This is a genomic window from Saccharothrix obliqua (genome assembly GCF_019375475.1).
In the GTDB taxonomy this organism is placed as follows: Bacteria; Actinomycetota; Actinomycetes; order Mycobacteriales; family Pseudonocardiaceae; genus Actinosynnema; species Actinosynnema obliqua.
In genome coordinates, this window is sequence record NZ_JAHXGQ010000014.1 from 70334 (window position 1) to 89537 (window position 19204).

17 protein-coding genes are annotated in these 19204 nt (G+C 73.7%); 12 read left to right on the forward strand and 5 right to left on the reverse strand.

The genetic code is table 11. The features are described 5' to 3' along the window. Window positions 1-4: 4 nt before the first annotated feature. The 12 genes from KZQ38_RS32155 to KZQ38_RS32205 all read left to right on the forward strand — a co-directional run bounded on the left by KZQ38_RS32155 (window position 5) and on the right by KZQ38_RS32205 (window position 11692). A complete protein-coding gene (locus KZQ38_RS32155) occupies window positions 5-259 on the forward strand; it encodes an acyl carrier protein (protein ID WP_219447647.1) in 255 nt (84 codons plus the stop codon). A gap of 3 nt (window positions 260-262) precedes the next feature. Then, the gene (locus KZQ38_RS32160) at window positions 263-1468 is read left to right on the forward strand and encodes a beta-ketoacyl-[acyl-carrier-protein] synthase family protein (protein WP_219447649.1); all 1206 of its coding nucleotides are present in this window, start codon (window positions 263-265) and stop codon (window positions 1466-1468) included. Between the two features lie 5 nt (window positions 1469-1473). Beyond that, entirely contained in the window at window positions 1474-2523 is a 1050-nt protein-coding gene (locus tag KZQ38_RS32165) for a beta-ketoacyl synthase N-terminal-like domain-containing protein (RefSeq protein ID WP_257902781.1), read from the forward strand. A 73-nt stretch (window positions 2524-2596) separates the two neighbouring features. Next, the gene (locus tag KZQ38_RS32170; protein WP_219447653.1) at window positions 2597-3721 is read left to right on the forward strand and encodes a beta-ketoacyl synthase N-terminal-like domain-containing protein; all 1125 of its coding nucleotides are present in this window, start codon (window positions 2597-2599) and stop codon (window positions 3719-3721) included. Beyond that, entirely contained in the window at window positions 3718-4590 is an 873-nt protein-coding gene (locus KZQ38_RS32175; RefSeq protein ID WP_308258695.1) for a beta-ketoacyl synthase N-terminal-like domain-containing protein, read from the forward strand. The genes KZQ38_RS32170 and KZQ38_RS32175 overlap by 4 nt, the downstream gene beginning before the upstream one ends. Beyond that, window positions 4583-5377, forward strand: a complete 795-nt coding sequence (locus KZQ38_RS32180; RefSeq protein WP_219447655.1) for an alpha/beta fold hydrolase — start codon at window positions 4583-4585, stop codon at window positions 5375-5377. Before KZQ38_RS32175 ends, KZQ38_RS32180 begins: the two co-directional genes overlap by 8 nt. Continuing rightward, window positions 5374-6294 (forward strand): thioesterase family protein, encoded by a 921-nt coding sequence (locus KZQ38_RS32185; RefSeq protein ID WP_219447657.1) that lies wholly within the window; start codon window positions 5374-5376, stop codon window positions 6292-6294. The genes KZQ38_RS32180 and KZQ38_RS32185 overlap by 4 nt, the downstream gene beginning before the upstream one ends. After that, on the forward strand, window positions 6291-6926 hold the full coding sequence (locus KZQ38_RS32190) for a 2-hydroxychromene-2-carboxylate isomerase (protein ID WP_219447659.1): 636 nt from the start codon (window positions 6291-6293) through the stop codon (window positions 6924-6926). Before KZQ38_RS32185 ends, KZQ38_RS32190 begins: the two co-directional genes overlap by 4 nt. Further along, window positions 6923-7045, forward strand: coding sequence for a hypothetical protein (locus KZQ38_RS36685; RefSeq protein WP_257902751.1), 123 nt, complete (start codon window positions 6923-6925; stop codon window positions 7043-7045). Before KZQ38_RS32190 ends, KZQ38_RS36685 begins: the two co-directional genes overlap by 4 nt. Continuing rightward, the gene (locus tag KZQ38_RS32195; protein ID WP_219447661.1) at window positions 7042-7779 is read left to right on the forward strand and encodes a class II aldolase/adducin family protein; all 738 of its coding nucleotides are present in this window, start codon (window positions 7042-7044) and stop codon (window positions 7777-7779) included. Before KZQ38_RS36685 ends, KZQ38_RS32195 begins: the two co-directional genes overlap by 4 nt. A gap of 32 nt (window positions 7780-7811) precedes the next feature. Further along, window positions 7812-10700, forward strand: a complete 2889-nt coding sequence (locus tag KZQ38_RS36690; protein ID WP_257902755.1) for a cytochrome P450 — start codon at window positions 7812-7814, stop codon at window positions 10698-10700. A 2-nt stretch (window positions 10701-10702) separates the two neighbouring features. After that, window positions 10703-11692, forward strand: coding sequence for an NAD-dependent epimerase/dehydratase family protein (locus tag KZQ38_RS32205; RefSeq protein WP_219447663.1), 990 nt, complete (start codon window positions 10703-10705; stop codon window positions 11690-11692). 195 nt (window positions 11693-11887) lie between these two features. Here KZQ38_RS32205 and KZQ38_RS32210 read toward each other — a convergent pair whose 3' ends face one another. From KZQ38_RS32210 to cmdF, 5 genes are all read right to left on the reverse strand, one after another. Then, the gene (locus tag KZQ38_RS32210; protein WP_219447665.1) at window positions 11888-13168 is read right to left on the reverse strand and encodes a class I SAM-dependent methyltransferase; all 1281 of its coding nucleotides are present in this window, start codon (window positions 13166-13168) and stop codon (window positions 11888-11890) included. Further along, window positions 13168-14841 carry a (2,3-dihydroxybenzoyl)adenylate synthase gene (locus tag KZQ38_RS32215; protein ID WP_219447673.1) on the reverse strand — a complete coding sequence of 558 codons (1674 nt, stop codon included), beginning with the start codon at window positions 14839-14841 and terminating at the stop codon, window positions 13168-13170. The genes KZQ38_RS32210 and KZQ38_RS32215 overlap by 1 nt, the downstream gene beginning before the upstream one ends. 249 nt (window positions 14842-15090) lie before the next feature. Further along, window positions 15091-15528 carry an enediyne antibiotic chromoprotein gene (locus KZQ38_RS32220; protein WP_219447675.1) on the reverse strand — a complete coding sequence of 146 codons (438 nt, stop codon included), beginning with the start codon at window positions 15526-15528 and terminating at the stop codon, window positions 15091-15093. 202 nt (window positions 15529-15730) lie between these two features. Beyond that, complete coding sequence (locus KZQ38_RS32225; RefSeq protein ID WP_219447677.1) at window positions 15731-17413, reverse strand: MFS transporter; 1683 nt, start codon at window positions 17411-17413, stop codon at window positions 15731-15733. A gap of 176 nt (window positions 17414-17589) precedes the next feature. Continuing rightward, window positions 17590-19200, reverse strand: a complete 1611-nt coding sequence (gene cmdF, locus KZQ38_RS32230) for a tyrosine 2,3-aminomutase (protein WP_219447679.1) — start codon at window positions 19198-19200, stop codon at window positions 17590-17592. Window positions 19201-19204: the final 4 nt, after the last annotated feature.

Here is a 19204-nt window from a genome sequence, read left to right on the forward strand (position 1 = left end):
TGTGATGGCGCACGCGGAAAACCGTTTGGAAGAGCTGCGCGAGCTGGTCGCGGACGTGTTGGAGATCGAACCGGAGGAACTGACCGACACCGGTGACTTCATGGCCGACTACGAGGCGGACTCGCTGCGCGCGATCGAGATCCTGGCGCGCATCGACAAGCGCTACAAGGTCGAGATCCCGCAGGAGGAACTGCCGGGTCTGACCAACCTGAAGGCCGTCCACGACGCGCTGGCGCGGCACTCCGGCGGGCGGGGCTGAGCCGTGGTCCGGATCGCGGTGACCGGGCTCGGCCCGGTGTCGAGCATCGGGACCGGGGCCGCCGCGTTCGCCGCCGCGCTGCGTGCCGGTGCGTCCGGCGCCTCCCCGATCACCGGGTTCGACGCCACCGGGTTCCCGTACCGGAACGCGGGTGAGGTGCGTGATTTCGACCCGCGCGCCCACCTGCGCAGGCTGGACCCCGCGCGGTGGGGGCGGTCGGGCCAGTTCGCCGCGAGCGCCGCGCGGTTGGCGGTGGCCGACGGCGGCCTGGACCCGGACCGGATCGACCCGGCGCGGGCGCACGCGGTCATCGGCACCACCAGCGGCGAGTCGGCGGTGGCCGAGGCGTTGACCGAGCAGGTCGTCGGCGGGGGTTTCCCCGCCCAGGACCCGGAGCTGGTCGCCCGGCTGCCCGCGCACCGGCTGGCCAACGCGGTCAGCGAGGAACTGGGGCTGCGTGGCGAGTCGCTGACCGTGGCCACCGCGTGCGCGGCGGGCAACTACGCCATCGGGTACGCCTACGACCTGCTGGTGTCCGGCGAAGCGGACGTGGTCCTGGCCGGTGGCGCGGACTCGGTGTGCCGGTGGGCGCACGCGGGTTTCTACCGGCTCGGTGCGCTCACCGAGAGCCGGTGCTCGCCCTTCGACCGGGACCGGTCGGGCATCCTCACCGGTGAGGGCGGTGCGGTGCTGCTGCTGGAGACCTTCGAGCACGCCGAGGCGCGCGGCGCGCGCATCCACGCGGAACTGCTGGGGTACGGCATGAACTGCGACGCGCGGCACGCGGTCGCACCGGACGGGGCGAGCGTCGCGGAGTGCATGCGCCTGGCGCACCGCAACTCCGGCGTGCGCCCGGAGGACGTGGACTACGTGTGCGCGCACGGCACCGGCACGCCCACCAACGACCTGGTGGAGGGCCGGGCCATCCTGGAGGTGTTCGGCACCGAGCCGCCGCCGGTCAGCTCCATCAAGTCGATGATCGGGCACACCATGGGCGCGGCGGGCGGTTTCGGCGCGATCGCGTGCGTGCTGGCGATCGCGGAGGGCTTCCTGCCGCCGACGATCAACTGGGCGAACCAGGACCCGGACCTGGTGGGCATCGACGTGGTGCCCAACCAGGCGCGGCGGGCGCGGGTCCGCGTCGCCCAGAACGACGCGTTCGCGTTCGGCGGCAACAACGCCATCGTGATGCTGGGGGCGGTCGCGTGACGGCGATGGTGATCACCGGGTGGAGCGCCGTGACGGCGGCGGGCATCGGGGCGGAAGCGTTGGCGCGCCGCGTGGCGGACCCGGCGTCCGCCGGCCGGGGTGTGGTGGTGGACGGCCTGTCCGACGTGCCGCTGCCCGCGCCGACCGGGCACGCGTTGCCCGGGTTCGACGTGCGTGCCGAGTTGGGGCGCAAGGGGACGAGCTGGTACGACCGGACGACGGCGCTGGCCGTCGTCTGCTGCCGGGACGCGCTGCGGTCCGCCGGCGCGCCGGCCGGGGGTGACGACACGGCGCGGATCGGTGTCGCGCTGGGCACGACGCTGGGCAGCCACAAGTCCGTCAGCGACTACACCCGCGAGACGCTGGTGCAGGAGCGGCCGTACTGGGTGAACCCGGCGTTGTTCCCCACCACCGTCATGAACTGCGCCGCCGGCCAGGTGGCGATCCGGCTGGGGTTGCGTGGTGTCAACGCGACGCTCGCGGGCGGCCCGCTGGCGTTCCTCAACGCCCTGCGTTACGCCGACACCGTCATCGGGCGGGGGTACGCGGACGTCATGCTCACCGGCGCGGCCGAGGAGTACGCGCCCCACCGCGCGTGGGCCGCGCACCACACCGGCACCACCGCCAACGTGCCGCTCGGCGAAGCCGCCGCGGTGTTCGTCCTGGCGGCGGCGGGGGAGGGCGTGACCGGGCCGCGGGTGCTCGCCGTCGCCACGGGTTACGCACCCGGTGGCGGAGCGGCGGCCGGGCAGGCGTTGGGGGGTTGCGTCGCCCGCGTGCTGCGCCGGGCCGACGTGGACCCGGCGGGGGTTTCCGCGGTCTTCACCGGGGAGGCGGATTCGCGTGACACCCGGGAGTTCGACGCCGTGACGCGCGTGCTGGGCCGTGCGCCCGAGCGCGTGCTCGCCAAGCCGATGTTCGGCGAGTGCGACGCGGCTTCCGGGGCGGTCGCCCTGGCGGTCGCGTTGTCCCGCGCCGACACCGGCCAGGTGCTGCTCACCGCGGTGGGCGCCGACGGCGCGGTGGGCGCGGCGCTGGTGGAGGTGGGTGCGTGATGGGCGCGGTGCCGACCTCTGGGCGCGTGCTGGTCGACGGGTGCTTGTCGGGCGCGGCACTGGTGGGTGCGTGATGGGAGCACTGGTCGCGTCCAGCGCGGTGCGCACGTGCTTCGGCGACGGCGCGCAGACCTTCGCGGCGCTGCTGAGCGGCCGGTGTGGTGCGGGCCCGCTGCGGTACGGCGACCCGGCCGCCCTCAACGTCGCGGTTGGCTACCACGTCCCCGACGACGTGGGCGGCGACCACGCCGGGCGGGCCGGGCGGCTGCTCGCGGACTGCCTCGTGGACGCCGTGCGCCGCGCCGGGCTGGACCCGGCCCGGCAGCGGGTGCCGGTGCTGGTCGGCACGGGGCTGCGCGAGCTGGGCGGTGTGGAGGACTGGGCGCTCACCGGCACGCCGTTCCCGTTGTCGCGCCTGGACTTCGGCGACGTGGTGCGCACGGCGCTGCCCGGTGTCGCGGACGTCGTCACGCTCGCCAACGCGTGCAGCGCGGGCGGGCACGCGTTGGCGTTGGCGCAGGACATGGTCGAGTCCGGCGACGCGGAGGCCGTCGTGGTGGCGGCGGCCGACACCATGACCCGGTCCATGCTCGCGATGATCGGCAAGGTGACCCCGGAACCGGGCACGCGCGTGCGCCCGTTCGACCGGGACCGCACCGGTGTGCTGCTCGGCGAGGGCGCGGCCGCGGTGGTGGTCGTCGGCGAGGGCGGGCCGGGTCCCGCCGTGGCGCGGATCGTGGCCACGGGGCTGTCCTGCGACGCCCACCACGAGACTTCGCCCGACGTCGACGGCATCGTCCGCTCGATGCGCGACGCGTTCGACCGTGCGGGTCGCGCTCCGTCCGAAGTGGACCTGGTGGTGGCGCACGGCACCGGCACCGCGCTGAACGACCCGGCGGAGTGCCGAGCGCTGCGCGAGGTCCTGCTCGCGGCGGGCGGCGATCCGCTGGTGACCGGCGTCAAGGGCGCCGTCGGCCACACCTCGGGCAGCGCGGCCCTGGTCAACCTGGACGTGGCGGCCCGGTGCCTGGAGCACGGGGTGGTGCCGCCGGTCGCCGGGCTGCGGGAAGTGCTGCCGGAGGGCGCGGGGCTGCGGTTCGCGCGCGGCGAGCGGGTCGCCACGCGCCCGGAACTGGTGCAGGTGAACGCGTTCGGCTTCGGCGGCGTCAACGCGGTGACCCTCGTGGAGGCGGCGTGACCCCGACCCTGCTCGCCACCGGCTGGAGCGTCCACCTGCCCGGCGTCGTGCTCGCGGAGAGCCTGGACCGGCCCGGCGCGTGGGCGCACGCCGCCGCGCCCGGCCCGGACCAGGCGGCGACCCTGCTGGGGCGCAAGGGTTTGCTGGCCAAGGAGCCCGCGACCCGGCTGGCGTTGTGCGCGGTGCACCGCGCGCTGGGCCTGCCGCCGGGTCGGCGGCCGGCGGGACCGCCGTCACCGCGCACCGCCGTGGTGGCGTGCGGCAACCTCGGCAACGTCAAGACGGTCGCCGACATCGCGCGCGCGGTGTCGACCGAGGGCCTGAAGGGGGTCAGCGCGTTGGACGCGCCGAACGCGTCCAGCAACGTCCTGGCGGGCACGGTCGCGTTGTGGTTCGGGTTCGGCGGGCCGAACCTCATGGTGTGCTCGGGCGCGGCGGCGGGCGCGGACGGGTTGCGCCTGGCGGACCTGCTGCTGCGGGCGCGCCGGGCCGACCGCGTGGTGCTGGTCGGCGCCGAGCCCGCCGACGAGGTGGCCTCCGCCCTGCACGGGACGGTCGACGCGCGGGGCGGTTTGCGCGCCGGCGCGGCGTGCCTGGTGCTGCGCCGGGCGGAGGGGGCCGACGTGGTCGGTGGCGCGGCGCTGGCGCTGCTGCCCGACCACGCCGCGTGGCCGCGCCCGCCGCACGTCGTGCTGGGACCCGACGGGTTCGACCCGGTCCGCCACTGGGGCGACTGCCACGGCGCGCAGGGCGTGGTGTCGGCGGCGCTCGCCGCGCACCTGGCCGTCGACGACGGGCACGGCGCGGTGGGCGTGCGGGACGGCTCGCTCGCCGTGCTGGTGGAGGCGGCGGGAGGCGGCGGTGGCTGAGCGCGCGCCGCGGGCGCACGTGCTGGCGCCGGGCGGACCGGGTGGTCCGCTGGTGGTGCTCGCCCACGGCCTGGAGGACGGCTGGACCGGGTGGCGTGCCGTGGCCGCGCACTGGCCGGCCGGTGCGCGCCTGGTCGCGCTGGACCTGCCGTGGCGCGCGGGCAACGACTACCGGTGGCGGCAGCGCGACCCGGGGTGGTGGCTCGCCGAGGGCCTGGCACCGCTGGGCGCCGTGCCGGACCTGCTGGTCGGCCACTCGTTCGGCGCGAACGCCGCGCTGGAGCTGCTGTGCGCCACCACCGAGCCGCCACGCGCCGCGGCGTTGCTGTGCCCGCTGTACCGGGTTCCCGGCGCACCGCTGGGCGAGCACGCCGAGCACCGGTCGCGGGCGGCGTTCGCGCGGCTGTTCCGGGAGGGCGTGCTGGCGCGGCTGGGCGACCGGGCGGCGTCGATGGAGGAGGGGCTGCGGGACCGCGTCGTCGCGCTGGCCGCGGGCCAGGTGGGCGCACCCGGCTACCGCGCCGCGTTCGAGCAGTACCACGCCAGCGCCGCCCTGCCGCTGGGCCGGGTCACCACGCCGACGCTCGTGCTCGGCGGCGGGGCCAACCCGACGCTGTCGCGGACCGAGGCCGCCGCGCTGGCCGACGGGATGCCCGGCGGGAGCCTCGTGTTCCACGACACCTACGACCACTTCTGCCACATCCGGCGGGCCCGCGACGTCGTGGCGCAGCTCGTGCGCCTGGTCGAGCCCGCGCCGGCGGCACCGCGAGACGGAGGACCCCGATGACCGCCACCACCCGAGCCGAGCCGACCGTGCTGCGCGCCCGTCCCGCGTACGAGGGCGCCAACATCCGCACGTGGGTCGGGTTCAAGCACTTCGACTACCTGGTCGAGCAGGCGGTGTTGCAGTGGTTGCGCGACCGGGGTACCGGGGCCCGCGCGCTCTACCTGGAGCACGGCCTGGGCGCGGAGATCGTCGACTGCTCGCTGCAACTGCCCGCCGTGCTGGAGCTGGACGACGAGGTGCGCGTCGAGGCGGTGGAGGAGGACGCGGGCGGAGGCCGGTTGTCGGTGCGGATCGCGGTGGAGCGCGAGGGCGCGGAGGTCACCGTGCTGCGCGGGCGCGTGCGCGTGGCGCTGGTGCGGGAGCGCAGCGCCGACCGGTACCGCCCGGCGCCCGCCGCGCTCGCGGCGCTGGAGGTGGCCGCGCTGCCCGAGCCGGCGGGCGTCCCGCTGGCGGGTCGGCCCGCCGCCGAGGTGTTGGCGGAGCGACCCAACGCCTTCGTGTGGTCGTGGCGCGCGCCGTACTACTACTGCCACTTCTCCGACCGGGTCCAGCACTCGGGTTTCGTGCGGGCGCTGGAGGAGGTCGTGGACCGCTTCCTCGCCGATCGCGGCATCTCCGTCGGCCGCCTGCTGACCGAGCGGTCGTGGATACCCGTGGTGTCCCGGGCGCGCGTGCGGTTGCTCGCCGCCGCGCACATGGAGGAGACCGTGCACACGGTGTTCCGCGTCGTGGACGTCTTGCGCGGCACGCTGTTCGACGCCGAGATGGACTGCTACGTCCAGCGGGGCGACGAACTGGTGCCGGTCGCCGCGGGTCGCATCCTGCACGGGTACGCCGTCGCGGCGGGCGACGGGGCGGGCGGCCTGGCCGAGCTGACCGACGACGTGGTGCGTGCGTTGACCGGGGGTGCCGCGTGACCCGCCGCCGCCCGCGCGTGTACTTCTCGCTGCGCAGCCCGTACAGCTGGCTGACCGTGCGGCGGCTGCGCGAGGAGGTGCCGACCTGCCTGGACGAGGTGGACTGGCTGCCCTACTGGGATCCCGACCCGATCACCTCGGCGGCCCTGGAGGAGCGCGGCGGCGAGTTCCACTACGTGCAGATGAGCCGGGCCAAGCACCTCTACATGCTGTTGGACACGAAGCGGTTGGCGCAGGCGCAAGGCGTCGACATGGCCTGGCCGGTGGACATCGACCCGTGGTGGGAGCTGCCGCACCTGGCGTGGCTCGCGGCGCGCCGACTCGGCCGGCCGTGGGAGTTCTACGACGCGCTGGTGGCGGCCCGCTGGGGTCGCGGCGACGACATCTGCCTCCCCGAGGTGGTGCGCGTGGCCGCCGAGCAGGCGGGCCTGGACCCCGAGGTGCTGCTGGCCGCGCCCGACGACCCGGAGATCCGGGAGACCGCGGCCGACTGCCTCCACCAGGCGTACCTGGACGACGTGTTCGGCATCCCCTACCTGAAGTGGGGCCGGCACCGGTTCTGGGGCTACGACCGGCTGGACGCCTTCCTGGACGTCTGGCGACCCGCGCGGGAGGGAGGGAACCCGTCGTGACCGAACCCGAGGAGCCCGGCGTGCCGGCGACCGAGGACGACCCGTGGCACGGCATCCCCGTCGAACTGCTCGACGGGACCACCGGCTACGACACCGACACCGCGGGCGGCTGCGGATGAGCACCACCCGCACCGCCGAGGAGGAGCGGCTGCACCGCAAGCGCAGGCTCGCGGCCACGATGCGGTTGTTCGCGCGGCTCGGCTTCGACGAGGGCTCCGGCGGCCACGTCACCGCGCGCGACCCGGAGCACCCCGACCGCTTCTGGATCAACCCGTTCGGCGTCCACTTCGGCCGCGTCCGGGTCAGCGACCTGCTGCTGGTGGACGAGACCGGCGCGGTCGTGTCCGGCGAGGGCTCGGTCAACGAGGCGGGTTTCGTCATCCACGCCGCGGTGCACGCCGCGCGGCCGGACGTCGTCGCGGCGGCGCACACCCACTCCGTCCACGGCAAGGCGTGGTCGGCGTTGGGTCGGCGGCTCGACCCGCTCACCCAGGACTCGTGCGCCTTCTACGCCGACCACGAGGTGTTCGACGCGTTCAGCGGCGTCGTCCTGGAGCACGACGAGGGCCGCCGCATCGCGGAAACCCTCGGCTCGCACAAAGCGGTGATCCTGCGCAACCACGGCCTGCTCACCGTCGGCGGTTCGGTGGCCGAAGCGGCGTGGTGGTTCATCTCGATGGAGCGCTCGTGCCAGGTGCAGCTCCTGGTGGCGGCGGCGGGCGGCGCCGAGCCGATCCCGGACGCGGCGGCGCGTGCCACCCACCGCACCATGGGCGCCCCCTGGATGGGCCGGCTCAACTTCCGGCCGATGTACGACGACATCGTGCGCGCCCAGCCCGACCTGCTCGACTAGCGCAGCACCCGATCCCGAGGGGAGTGCACACCATGCCGGCACTGCTGGACGACCACATCGCCGCCGACGGCACGGGCATCGCGATCACCGACGAGACCGGCGAGGTCACCTGGGCCGGTCTCGGCGACCGGGTGAACCGGTGGGTCGACCTGCTGACCCGCCGCGGGCTGGGCCGGGGCGACCGGCTCGCCTGCGTGCTGGGCAACCGGCGGGAGACCGTCGAGGTGCTGCTCGCCGCCCTGCACGCGGGCATCACGGTGGTGCCGGTGAACTGGCACCTGACGGAGCCGGAGATCGCGCACGTCCTGGTCGACTCGGGCAGCCGCGCCCTCGTCGTGGAACCGGCGCACGCGGCGGTGGCCGGCGCGGCGGCCCGCGGCGCGCGGGACTGCGGGGTCCGGCTGGTGCTGGGTGAGCACGACGTCGACGGCTTCGCGGCGGTGGAACCGCTGCTGGCGGACGCGTCCGGGGACGAACCGGCCGACCAGGTGTGCGGTTCGGTGATGCTCTACACCTCGGGCACGACCGGCGCGCCGAAGGGCGTCGTCAACGGGTTGTTCGTGGTGGGCGCGTCCTTCGACCGGGTCGGCAGGCTCATCGAGTACGCCCGCGTGCTGCTGCACGTGCCCGCCGGTGGGCGTTACCTGCTCGACGGGCCGTGGTACCACTCGTCGCAGCTCTTCTTCGCGTTGCTGGCGTTGTTGCGCGGCGCGCGGCTGTACTTGAGGCCGCGCTTCGACCCCGTGGCCACGCTCCGGCTCATCGACGCCGAGCAGATCACCGCCACCCACCTGGTGCCCACCCAGTTCATCCGGCTGCTGCGGGTCGATCCCGCGGTGCGGTCGGGGTTCTCCGGTGCGAGCCTGCGGCAGGTGTGGCACGGCGGCGGGCCGTGCCCCGTCGAGGTCAAGCACCGGATGATCGAGTGGTGGGGTCCGGTGCTGCTGGAGTATTACGGCGCGACCGAGGGCGGCGCCGTGACCCTGATCGACTCGGCGGACTGGTTGCGCCGACCCGGCAGCGTGGGTCGCGCCGTGCCGCCGTACGAGGTCGTGGTCGTGGACGACGAGGACCGGCCGCTGCCCGCGGGGCGACGGGGCCGGGTGTTCATCCGCCGCCGGTCCGGGCGGACGTTCCACTACCACAACGCGCCGGAGAAGACCCGTGCCGCGCACCTGGGCGCCGCGTTGTTCACCTTCGGCGAGGTGGGGCACCTGGACGAGGCCGGTTTCCTGTTCCTGTCCGGCCGGGCGCAGGACCTGATCGTGTCCGGCGGGGTGAACGTGTACCCCGCGGAGGTGGAGGCCGTGCTGCTGACGCACCCGGCCGTGCGGGACGTGGCGGTGGTCGGCGCGCCGGACGACGAGTTCGGTGAGCGCGTGGTGGCGGTCGTCGAGGCCGACGGCCCGACAGCCGACCTGCCGACGACGCTGGACGACCACAGCCGTCGCTCGCTGGCCGGCTTCAAGGTGCCGCGCGCGTACCACTTCGTCGCCGAGCTGCCGCGCGAGGCCAACGGCAAGATCCGCAAGGACACCCTCCGCGGTGATGTGGCAGCCGCCGCGCCAAACGGTTCCGCCTCAATCGCCTCAGCCTCGGCCGCCTCCGCTCCGGCCGCCCCCGCCGCTGCCCCTTCGGCTCCCGTGTCGACCGCACCCGTGTCGGCCCCGTCCGCGGCTGCGGTCGACCGGCCCGACATCGCCCACCCGGCGACGTTCGTGGCCGGTGTGCCGCACGACGAGTTCGCCCGTCGGCGGCGGGAGGAGCCGGTGGGGTGGGTGACCGAACCGTTGTTGGTGCGGCACAGCGCCATGGGGCGCACGGCCGAGCGCGGTTCCGGCTACTGGGCCGTGACCGGCTACGACGACGTGGTGTCGGTGTCGCGTCGGCCGACCGAGTTCTCCTCCGCCGCGAAGGGCGCGTTCCTGGTTGACCCGCGCACGCCGGCGGCGTTGCGCCAGACCAGGCAGCTCCTGATCAACATGGACGACCCGGAGCACGTGGCGATCCGCAAGCTGGTCGCGCCGATGTTCACCCCGCGTGCCATCCGCCAACTGCTGGACGGCATCGACGCGCACGCGCGGGCGTTGGTCGACAACGTGGTGCGGGCGGGCGAGTTCGACGCCGTCACCGATCTGGCCGCCGAGCTGCCGCTGCTGGTGCTGACCGACCTGCTCGGCGTGCCCCGGCAGGACCGCCACCTGCTCTACCGGTGGAGCAACCACCTGGTCGGGTTCGACGACCCCGAGTACGGCGGCGGCGACGTGGACGTCTACCGGGCGACCTTCACCGAGGCGTTCCAGTACGCGTTGGACCTGGCCGCCGACCGGCGGCAGAACCCCACCGGCGACCTGGTCAGCCTGCTGGCCAACGCCGAGACCGACGGCAGGCGGTTGAGCGACCGCGAGTTCTGCAACTTCTGGCTGCTGCTCGTGGTCGCCGGCAACGAGACCACGCGGCACCTGGTCAGCGGTTCGCTGGAAGCGCTCGCGCGGCACCCGGCCGAGCGCGCGCGGCTGGTGTCCGGTGAGGTCGGGCTGGACACGGCCGTGGAGGAGCTGATCCGGTGGATCACGCCGATCATGCAGTTCCGCCGCACGGCGGTGCGCGACACCGAACTCGGCGGGCAGCGCATCGCCGAGGGTGACAAGGTCGTCGTCTACTACACGTCGGCGAACCGGGACGCCGCGGTGTTCACCGATCCCGACCGGCTCGACCTCGGGCGCGACCCGAACCGGCACCTGTCGTTCGGGATCGGGCCGCACTTCTGCCTCGGCGCGCACCTCGCCCGGTTGGAGCTGCGTGCGTTGCTGACGGCCGTGCTGCCGCACCTGGGCGGGTTGGCGTTGACCGGGCCGCCGGTCCGCATGGCGTCCAACTTCGTCAACGCGGTCAAGTCCATGCCGGCCCGGATCGGGTGACCATGACCGATCGACACCTGTTCGGGTCCGCCTTCGCGGCCCGCTCCGACCGGCCGCTGGTGGTCGTGCTGGGTGGTTCCGGGTTCATCGGTTCCGCCGTGGTGGACCGGCTCGCCCGCCTGCCGGTCCGGTTGCGCGTGGTCGCGCGTGGCCGAGCCGCGCTGCCCGCGCGGCCGGTGGCGGACGTCCGGTTCCACGCGGCGGACCTCACCGACGCGGACGCGGCACGCGCCGCGGTCGCCGACGCCGACGCGGTGATCCACCTGGCCGCCCACATGGGTGACGGTGGGTCGTGGCGCGCGGCGGGTGACGAACCCGCGCGGCTCAACGCCGACCTGATGCGCGTGCTCATCACCCCGACCGGCGACGTGCCGCCGGTCGTCGTGTTCGCCAGCACCCTCCAGGCGGAGTCGGGCGCGGCGGCCGGCGCGACGGACTACGTGCGCCACAAGGCCGAGGCGGAGCAGGTGCTGCTGACGGCGACCAGCGCGGGCCGAGTGCGGGGCATCGCGATCCGGCCGACGACCGTCTACGGGCGCAGCCCGCTGTCCGGGTCGACCGGGCGCGGCGTGATCTCCGTGCTGGCGGGGCGTGCCGTGGCCGGTGAGCCGATCACCATGTGGCACGACGGTTCGGTGCAGCGGGACTTCCTGCACGTCCGCGACGCCGCCGCCGCGTTCGCCGCCGCGCTGGACCACGTCGAGCCGTTGTGCGGCGGGCACTGGCCGGTCGGGACGGGTCGGCAGGAGCGCCTGTCCGAGGTGTTCGGGGCGATCGCCCGCGCCGCGGCGGAACGCACCGGTCGGCCGCCCGTGCCGGTGATCACCGTGCCGCCGCCGGACTTCGCGAGCGCGCACGACTTCCACAGCCCGGTGGTGGACTTCTCGGCGTTCCCGGCGGTGACCGGGTGGGAGCCGGAGGTGTCGCTGGCCGAGGGGTTGCGCGGGGTGGTCGACGCGGCAGTTGACACGGCGGTCGACGGGACGAGCTGAGCCGCGGCCGCGTGCGCTCGGCGCTTGTGCGGGGTGCTGCCGGCGGCGCGCGGGGTGACCGATGCGGCGTTTTGAGGCGTGGCAAGGGTTCCGGCGCGCTGTGGTAGCCGCATCGGGCGGTCGGCGAGTCAGCGTGAGCCGGGGTGGTCGGGGCCCGGACGCGGTGGGGGTGTGCCGCGTCCGGGCCCGCCTTCGCTAGTTGGTCTCGGTGGCCGGCACTCGGCCGTTGTCGGCGTCGACGACGGTCAGGTCCGGCAGCGGGAACACCATTCGACCGCCGCGGTCCAGGAAGTGCTGTTCCCGGCCCAGGAAGTCGTCGCGGTGCACCCACGGCAGCACCAGCAGCTGGTCGGGCTTGCGGGCGTGGGCCTCCTGCTCGGAGACGATCGGGATGCCGGTGCCCGGCGTGAACCGGCCGGACTTGTCCTCGTTGACCTCGCCGACGCACGGCAGGTCCGCCGGCGTGACGCCGCAGAACTGGAGGATCACGTTGCCCTTGGTCGAGGCGCCGTAGCCGAGGGTCAGCTTCCCCGCCGCCCGTGAGCGGTCGAGGAACTCGCGCAGCTCCTCGCGCAGCCGCGTCGACCGGTCGGCGAACGCGGTGAACGGGCGCATCCCGTCCAGGCCGAGGTCCGCCTCGGCCCGCCGGATGGCCTCGACGCCACCGCGGTCGGGCCGGTGCCGCCGGCCGTTCTTCGCCATCACGAGGTTGAGGCTGCCGCCGTACACGGGGGTGATCTCCGCTCGGACGACGGTGAACCCGACCTGCTCGGCCATCCACTCGAACTGGCGCAGCGCGTAATACTCCAGGTGCTCGTGGCACACCACGTCGTACGCGCCCTTGGCCAGCATCGCGGGCAGGTAGCTCTGCTCGGACACCCACACGCCGTCCTCGTCCAGGACGTCGTAGATGTCGCGCATGGTCTCCAACGGGCTGGGCAGGTCGTAGAACATCGCGATCGACGTGACGACCTTCGCCTTGCGCCGGTCACCGAACCGCGCGGTGAAGACGTCCTTGGAGAAGTAGTCGGTGACCAGCTCGATCCCCGGCGGGTACTGCGCGCGGAACTGCTCGCCGTTGGGGTCGATGCCGACCAGTTCGAGCCCGCGCCGGGGGAAGGCGCGCAGCATGGTGGCGTCGTTGCTGCCGATGTCCAGCACGAGGTCGCCGGGTGCCAGGTCGACCACCTCGGTGATCCGCTCGACCTGCCGTCCGAGGTGGTCCACCATGTACGGCCGGATGCTCGACCGGTAGCCGTAGGACCCGGTGCCGTACATCAGGTCCACGTCGGTGGAGTGCCGGAGCTGCGCCAGGCCGCACCCGTCCGGGCCGCACTTGACCAGCTCCAGCGGCACGACGGGCACGGGCTGGTCGGGCGACTCGGGGAACACGCTGGTGACGGCCTGCTCGCCGAGGTCCAGCACGGGGATCAGCTCCCGGTTGCCGCACACGCGGCAGTTCGTGATCGGCGTCATCACACGGCCGCCCGTTCACCCGCGAGGCGCTGCTCGACGTCCGCCCGCAGCGCCTTCTTGTCCACCTTCTGCATCCCGGTCAACGGCAGCGCGTCCACCACCACGAGCCGTTCGGGCAGCTTGTACCGCGCCACCCCCACGCGCCGCATCAGGTCGAGCACGTCGGCGAGGCGCACCTCGCGGCCCGTCCGGGGCACGACGTACAGGCAGACCCGCTCGCCCAGCTCGGCGTCGGGCATCGCCACGGCGGCGGCCATCAGCACGCCGTCCACCTGGAGGGCGAGGTTCTCGACCTCCTCCGCCGAGACCTTCTCCCCACCGCGGTTGATCATGTCCTTCTCCCGACCCTCCACGACCACGTTGCCGTCCGGCCGCAGCCGCACGATGTCGCCGGTGCGGTACCACCCGTCGGGGGTGAACACGCGGGCGTTCTGCTCCGGGGCGCGGTAGTAGCCCCGCGGCGTGTACGGGCCGCGGGTGAGCAGCACACCCGGCTCGCCCGCGGGCACCGGTTCGCCCGCCTCGTCGACGACCAGCAGCTCGTCGCCCTCGGACAGCGGGCGGCCCTGGGTGTGGCAGGCCACCTCGTCGCCCTCGGCCGGCCGGGTCAGGCAGACCAGCCCCTCGGCCATCCCGTAACCCTGTTGCAAGGCGCAGCCCAGCTCGGGCCCGATCCGGGCCGCGACGTGGTCGGGCAGGCGCGAGCCGCCGACCATCAGGCCACGCAGCGTGCCGAGGTCGTGGCCGGGAGCGGCGGCGCGGTGCTCCAGCCACCGCTGCGCCACCGCGGGCACCAGGCCGGAGTGGGTGACGCTCTCGCGCTCGACCAGCTCGAACGCCTGCTCCGGCTCGGGGGAGCCGAACACCACGCGGCCACCCTCGAACAGGGTCGCGAGCAGCACGCCCAGCGAGAAGTTGTGGCCGACCGGCAGCGCCACCAGGTTCACCGTGTCCGGGCCGTACCCGGCGGCGTCCACCGTGCGGTGCACGTAGTGCGCATAGTCGTCGTGGGTGCGCGCGATCAGCTTCGGCAGCGCGGTGGTGCCGCCGGAGAGCAGGAAGAGCGCCGTGTCCCGGCTGCCCGGCTCCTCCCGGTCGAGCGCGGCCCGCGCGGCGACCGGGTCGGCCGCGGGCGCGCACAGCTCACGCAGGTCGACGTCGCCCGGCTGCCCGCCGCCGGAGACGAGGAGGTGCGTCACGGTGGGGTGGTCGGCCGCGATGTCCGCCGCCAGCGCCCGGTGGTCGAAGCCCTTGAACGTCGCGGGCACGGCGATCGCCGCGGCCTCCGCGTGCTCGGCGAGGTAGGACAGCTCGTGCCGGCGGTGGGCGGGCAGCGCCAGCACGGGCAGCACGCCCGAGCGCAGGCACGCCAGGAACAGCACCACGAACTCCCAGCGGTTGGGCAGCTGCACGAGGACGCGGTCGTCGGCACGCAGCCCGAGGTCGCGCAGCCGCAGCGCCGCGCCGTCCGCACGTGCCGCGAGGTCGTGGAAGGTCAGCCGCGTGTCACCGTCGACCAGGGCGACGGCGTCCGGGGCGGCGTCGGCGGCGGCGAGGAAGTGGCGGCCCAGCGGAACGCCCTGCCAGTAGCCCTTGGCGACGTACTCGGCGACCACGTCCTCTGGCCAGGGCACGGTTCCGGCGCGGCTCGGCCGCACGGCTCGCACAGTCATGCCGGTTCTCCTCGGATCGGGCGGCTTCTTTCCCACGGAACCGATTGTTCGGACGACCTCCGGCAGCGTCGTCTCCTGCTCTGCGGTCGGTTCGCCCGCGCCGCCCGACGCGGGCGAACCGAACCGGTGCTAAACGGGCGTCGCGTCCGGTCTCCCCTGGCGGAGTCGGGGTCGACCGGACGCGACGGTATTCCTGTTGGCCACCGGAAGCCGTTACGGGGTGATCAGTCCCGCCGGTTCCGGCTCATTTCACCCGAAGGAGATGGCCGCGTTGCCGTACTCGCCGGTGTTGCCACCGACCACGATCTGGCAGCCGCCGGGTGCGGTGTCGCAGTCGACCGTGCCGACCTCCGGGCCGTCGGGCATGACGTACCCGGTGAAGCTGCGGCGCACGACCACGGAGGTCGAGCCCGCGCCGCCGCTCAGGTTGAAGTCGTGGAACTCTGCGACGTTGCACGCGCCCTTGCCGTCGGCGAGGATCGCGCACTGGAGAGCGGTGGCCGAGGTGCTGGTCGCGAAGCCGGACGCGGACACGGTGACCGTCGCGCCGTCGGCCAGGCCGGTCGCGGGGGACACGCTGACCGCCGCGGAGGCCGCGGCGGACGCCGGCGTTCCGAGGGTCAGCGCGAACCCGGCCGCGGCCACGAGAGCGGCACTGGTCTTGAGCGCGGTTTTCCACTGAAGCATTGGATGGGTCTCCTTGTGCGCAGACGATATTTCTTCGGACAAGGCAGCGCGGGGCCGGCGCCAGTGAGCCCCGGAAGCGCCCGAAAAAAAGTTATCGCGTTTGCGCGCAGTTCGTCAACCTCTATCGGTCGCCAATGTTCCAGGGGTTCGCGACCAGCACTTCGGACATTATTCCGGAATCATTCCGGCATTGTTCCGGTGGTTATTCGGAACCTCCCCGGCGTTGTTCCGCGCGGGGCACCGGCACGTCCTCGGCCGAGGCCGACCCGTCCGGCAGGCCCTCCGGCGCGGGACCCTCCGCCGCCGCGCTCTCGGTGAGCGGGTAGCCGCCCGCCGGCCCGCCCTCGCCCATCCCGTCCGGCGGGCCCATGGGCGCGGCCTCGACGTTGCGCAGCGAGAAGTAGGCGAACACGGCGAGCCCGACCATCAGCACCGCGCTGACGAGGGACACCACGTTCAGCCCGGACGTGAAGGCCGCCCGCGCCGGTTCGAGCACCTCGGGGAAGCGCTCCGCCGTCTCCAGCGCGCCCGGGATGCCGTGCTGCGCGGTGTCCGCCGCGTCGGCGGGCACGCTGGACGGCATGTTCTCGCTCAACTGACCGCGGTAGACGGCCATGCCGAGGCTGCCCAGGGTGGCGATGCCGATCGCGATGCCGAACTCGTTGCCGGTCTGCTGGAGCGACGAGGCCGCGCCGGTCCGGTCGGGCGGCGCCGCGCCCATCACCAGGGCGGTGCCCAGCGACGACGGCAGACCCATGCCGAACAGCAGGACGCCGAAGCCGGTCACCACCAGGGCCAGGCCACCGGCCGCCTCCACCTGGGAGAGGATCACGTAGCCGACCGTGGAGATGCCCAGGCCGAGGGCGATCACACCACCGGGGCGCAGCTTCGCGGCCAGCGGCGGCGCGAGGAACAGGCCGATCACCATCGCGACGGACGGCGGCAGCAGCCACAGCCCGGCCTCCATCGGCGACAGGCCCGCGATCACCTGGAAGAACTGCGTGACCAGCAACGACACGCCGCTGTTCAGGGCGCCCACCATGATGCCGAGCACCAGCGCGGTGCGCAGCGTGTTGATGGAGAACAGCTTCAGGTCCAGCAGCGGGTTGTCGAGCTGCCGCTGGCGGCGGACGAAGACGACCGAGAACACGACGCCGACCAGGAGCGCGACCAGCGGCGCCACGGCGAAGCCCTGCTTGGCCAGCTCCTTGAAGCCGAACACCAGCGGGATCATCGCCAGCAGGGACAGCGCGACGCTCGTCCAGTCCAGCTTGCCCGCGTTCGGGTCCTTGCGCTCCGGCAGCAGCACCACCGCGAGCACCACGACCAGGACCATCACCGGCACGGCCAGCAGGAACGCCGAGCCCCACCAGAAGAACTCCAGCAGGACGCCGCCGATCAGCGGGCCGATCATGAGCCCGACCATGAAGGTGCTCATCCAGGTGGCGATCGCCATGCCGCGCTGGACCGGGTTCTTGAACATGAAGGTGATCAGGGCCAGCGTCGCCGGCAGCGCCACCGCGCCCGCGACGCCCAGCAGCGCCCTGGCGGCGATCAGCGTCTCGGGGTTGGGCGAGTAGGCGGCCAGCAGGGAGGCGGCGGCGAACGCCGTGCAGCCGATGATCAGCATCTTGCGGTTGCCGATCCGGTCGCCGAGCGTGCCCATGGTGACCAGCAGGCCGGACGTCATGAAGCCGAAGATGTCGACGATCCAGAGCTGCTGGGTGGCGCTGGTGCCCAGCTCGGCGCTCAACCGGGGCAGGGCGAGGTACAGGACGGTCAGGTCCACCGACGCGAGCAGCGTGGGCAGGCACAGCACCGCCAAGCCGATCCACTCCCGCCGCCCGGCCATCGGGCCGGCGGCGGGCGCGGGTGTCGAAGGCATTGGCTCCTCCAGGGGGTGGGTTCGCTCTTGCGAGGCGGCCAGCCTGGTCTGGGGGCGTTCCGGATTGGTTCCGTTCGGGTTTTGGCACCCCTCCCGGCCGGGCGCGGGAACGACGACGCGCGAGGTCGGGGCGTCCGACCTCGCGCGTCGAGTGGTTCAGATCACACGCTGCGGGGCTAGCGCAGCTCCACCGAGTGCTCCGCGGCGGCACGCAGGAACTCGCCACGCGCCACCGCGGCGGCCACCCGCTCCATCTCGTCGGCCATGTACCGGTCGCGGTCCAGGGTCGGCGCGAGCGAGCGCACCAGGTCGTAGGTCGCCTTGCCGACCGGGCTGAGGAGGTCGTAGGTCTCCCCGAGGTCGACCGCCTGCGCGGCCGACAGGAACTCCACCGCGAGGATGTGGTTGTTGTTGGCCAGCACCCGCCGCGCGTTGCGCGCCGCGATCAGGCCCATGCTCACGACGTCCTGGTTGTCGCTGTTGGACGGAACGCTCTGCGTGCTGGCCGGCCCGACCGTCCGGTTCTCGGCCACCAGTGCCGTCGCCACGTACTGCACGGCGGTGAAACCGCTGTGCAGGCCGGGCTCCCCGTTGGACACGAGGTACTCCGGCAGGCCGCCGTTGAGGTGCCGGTTGAGCAGGCGGTTGGTCCGGCGCTCGGACATCACGCCGAGCTGCGTGAGCCCGAGCATGAGGAAGTCCATCGCGAAGGCCACCGGCTGGCCGTGGAAGTTGGCGCCGTGGAACACCTCCTGCCCCTCGAAGAACAGGGGGTTGTCGTTCGACGAGTTCAGCTCGGTCTCCACGACCCGCGTCGCGTGGTAGGCGGTGTCCCGGATCGCGCCCACGACCTGCGGTATCGCGCGCAGGGTGTACGCCTTTTGCAGGTAGGTCTTCGTGCGCTGCACGTTGGCCATGTCCTGCGTCTGCTCCTTGACCTGCCGCCGCAGCTCAGCGTGGTCCAGGGCGATCCGGCTGCCGCTCAGCAGCGCGCGCATGTTCGCGGCGTTGTCGACCTGCCCCTGGTGGGGGCGGGCCAGCTCGTGGCCCTCGGCCATGAACGCGCCGGTGGAACCACGCATGGTCTCCACCACGAGCGCCGCCACGATCTCCGCCTGCCGCACCTGGTCCAGCGCGCGGGCCGTGACCAGCGCGCCCAGGCCGGTCATGGCGGACGTGCCGTTGATCAGCGACAGCCCCTCCTTGTACCGGAGTTGCAGCGGCTCGATGCCCAGTTCGCGCAGCACCGGGCCGGTCGGCACGGGCCGGCCGTCCCGCAGCACGTAGCCCTCGCCGATCAACGCGCTGGCGATGTGCGACAGCGGCGCGAGGTCACCGCTCGCGCCCAGCGAACCGAGTTCCGGGATGGCGGGCGTGATACCCCGGTTGAGGTAGAGCGCGAGCTGTTCGAGCACCTCCACGCGCACCGCCGAGTAGCCGCGCGCGAACGCGTTGAGCCGGGCGGCGACCATCGCGCGCGCCTCGTCCTCGGGGAAGACCGGGCCGACGCCCGCGCTGTGGCTGCGCACCAGGTTCAGCTGGAGTTCGGTCTCCTTGGTCGTGTTGACCGCGATGTAGCCCAGGTCGCCGTACCCGGTGGTGATGCCGTAGACCGGCACACCCTGCTCGACGACCTCCTCGCACAGCGCCCGGCCCGCGGCCACCTTGGCCAGGGTCGCCGGGCTGAGCCGGCTGGGCGCCCCGCCCTCGGCGACGCGCCGGACGGACGGGATGTCGAGCGTCTCGCCGTCGAAGTCGACCTGGGAGGTCGTCTCGGCCGGAGTCATGTCC

Coding starts and splice junctions, on each gene's coding strand:
- KZQ38_RS32215 (WP_219447673.1), bottom strand. CDS start 14,841: ATGACTGTGCGAGCCGTGCGGCCGAGCCGCGCCGGAACCGTGCCCTGG.
- KZQ38_RS32205 (WP_219447663.1), top strand. CDS start 10,703: ATGACCGATCGACACCTGTTCGGGTCCGCCTTCGCGGCCCGCTCCGAC.
- KZQ38_RS32155 (WP_219447647.1), top strand. CDS start 5: ATGGCGCACGCGGAAAACCGTTTGGAAGAGCTGCGCGAGCTGGTCGCG.
- KZQ38_RS32195 (WP_219447661.1), top strand. CDS start 7,042: ATGAGCACCACCCGCACCGCCGAGGAGGAGCGGCTGCACCGCAAGCGC.
- KZQ38_RS32185 (WP_219447657.1), top strand. CDS start 5,374: ATGACCGCCACCACCCGAGCCGAGCCGACCGTGCTGCGCGCCCGTCCC.
- KZQ38_RS32225 (WP_219447677.1), bottom strand. CDS start 17,413: ATGCCTTCGACACCCGCGCCCGCCGCCGGCCCGATGGCCGGGCGGCGG.
- cmdF (WP_219447679.1), bottom strand. CDS start 19,200: ATGACTCCGGCCGAGACGACCTCCCAGGTCGACTTCGACGGCGAGACG.
- KZQ38_RS36690 (WP_257902755.1), top strand. CDS start 7,812: ATGCCGGCACTGCTGGACGACCACATCGCCGCCGACGGCACGGGCATC.
- KZQ38_RS32210 (WP_219447665.1), bottom strand. CDS start 13,168: ATGACGCCGATCACGAACTGCCGCGTGTGCGGCAACCGGGAGCTGATC.
- KZQ38_RS32165 (WP_257902781.1), top strand. CDS start 1,474: ATGGTGATCACCGGGTGGAGCGCCGTGACGGCGGCGGGCATCGGGGCG.
- KZQ38_RS32170 (WP_219447653.1), top strand. CDS start 2,597: ATGGGAGCACTGGTCGCGTCCAGCGCGGTGCGCACGTGCTTCGGCGAC.
- KZQ38_RS32220 (WP_219447675.1), bottom strand. CDS start 15,528: ATGCTTCAGTGGAAAACCGCGCTCAAGACCAGTGCCGCTCTCGTGGCC.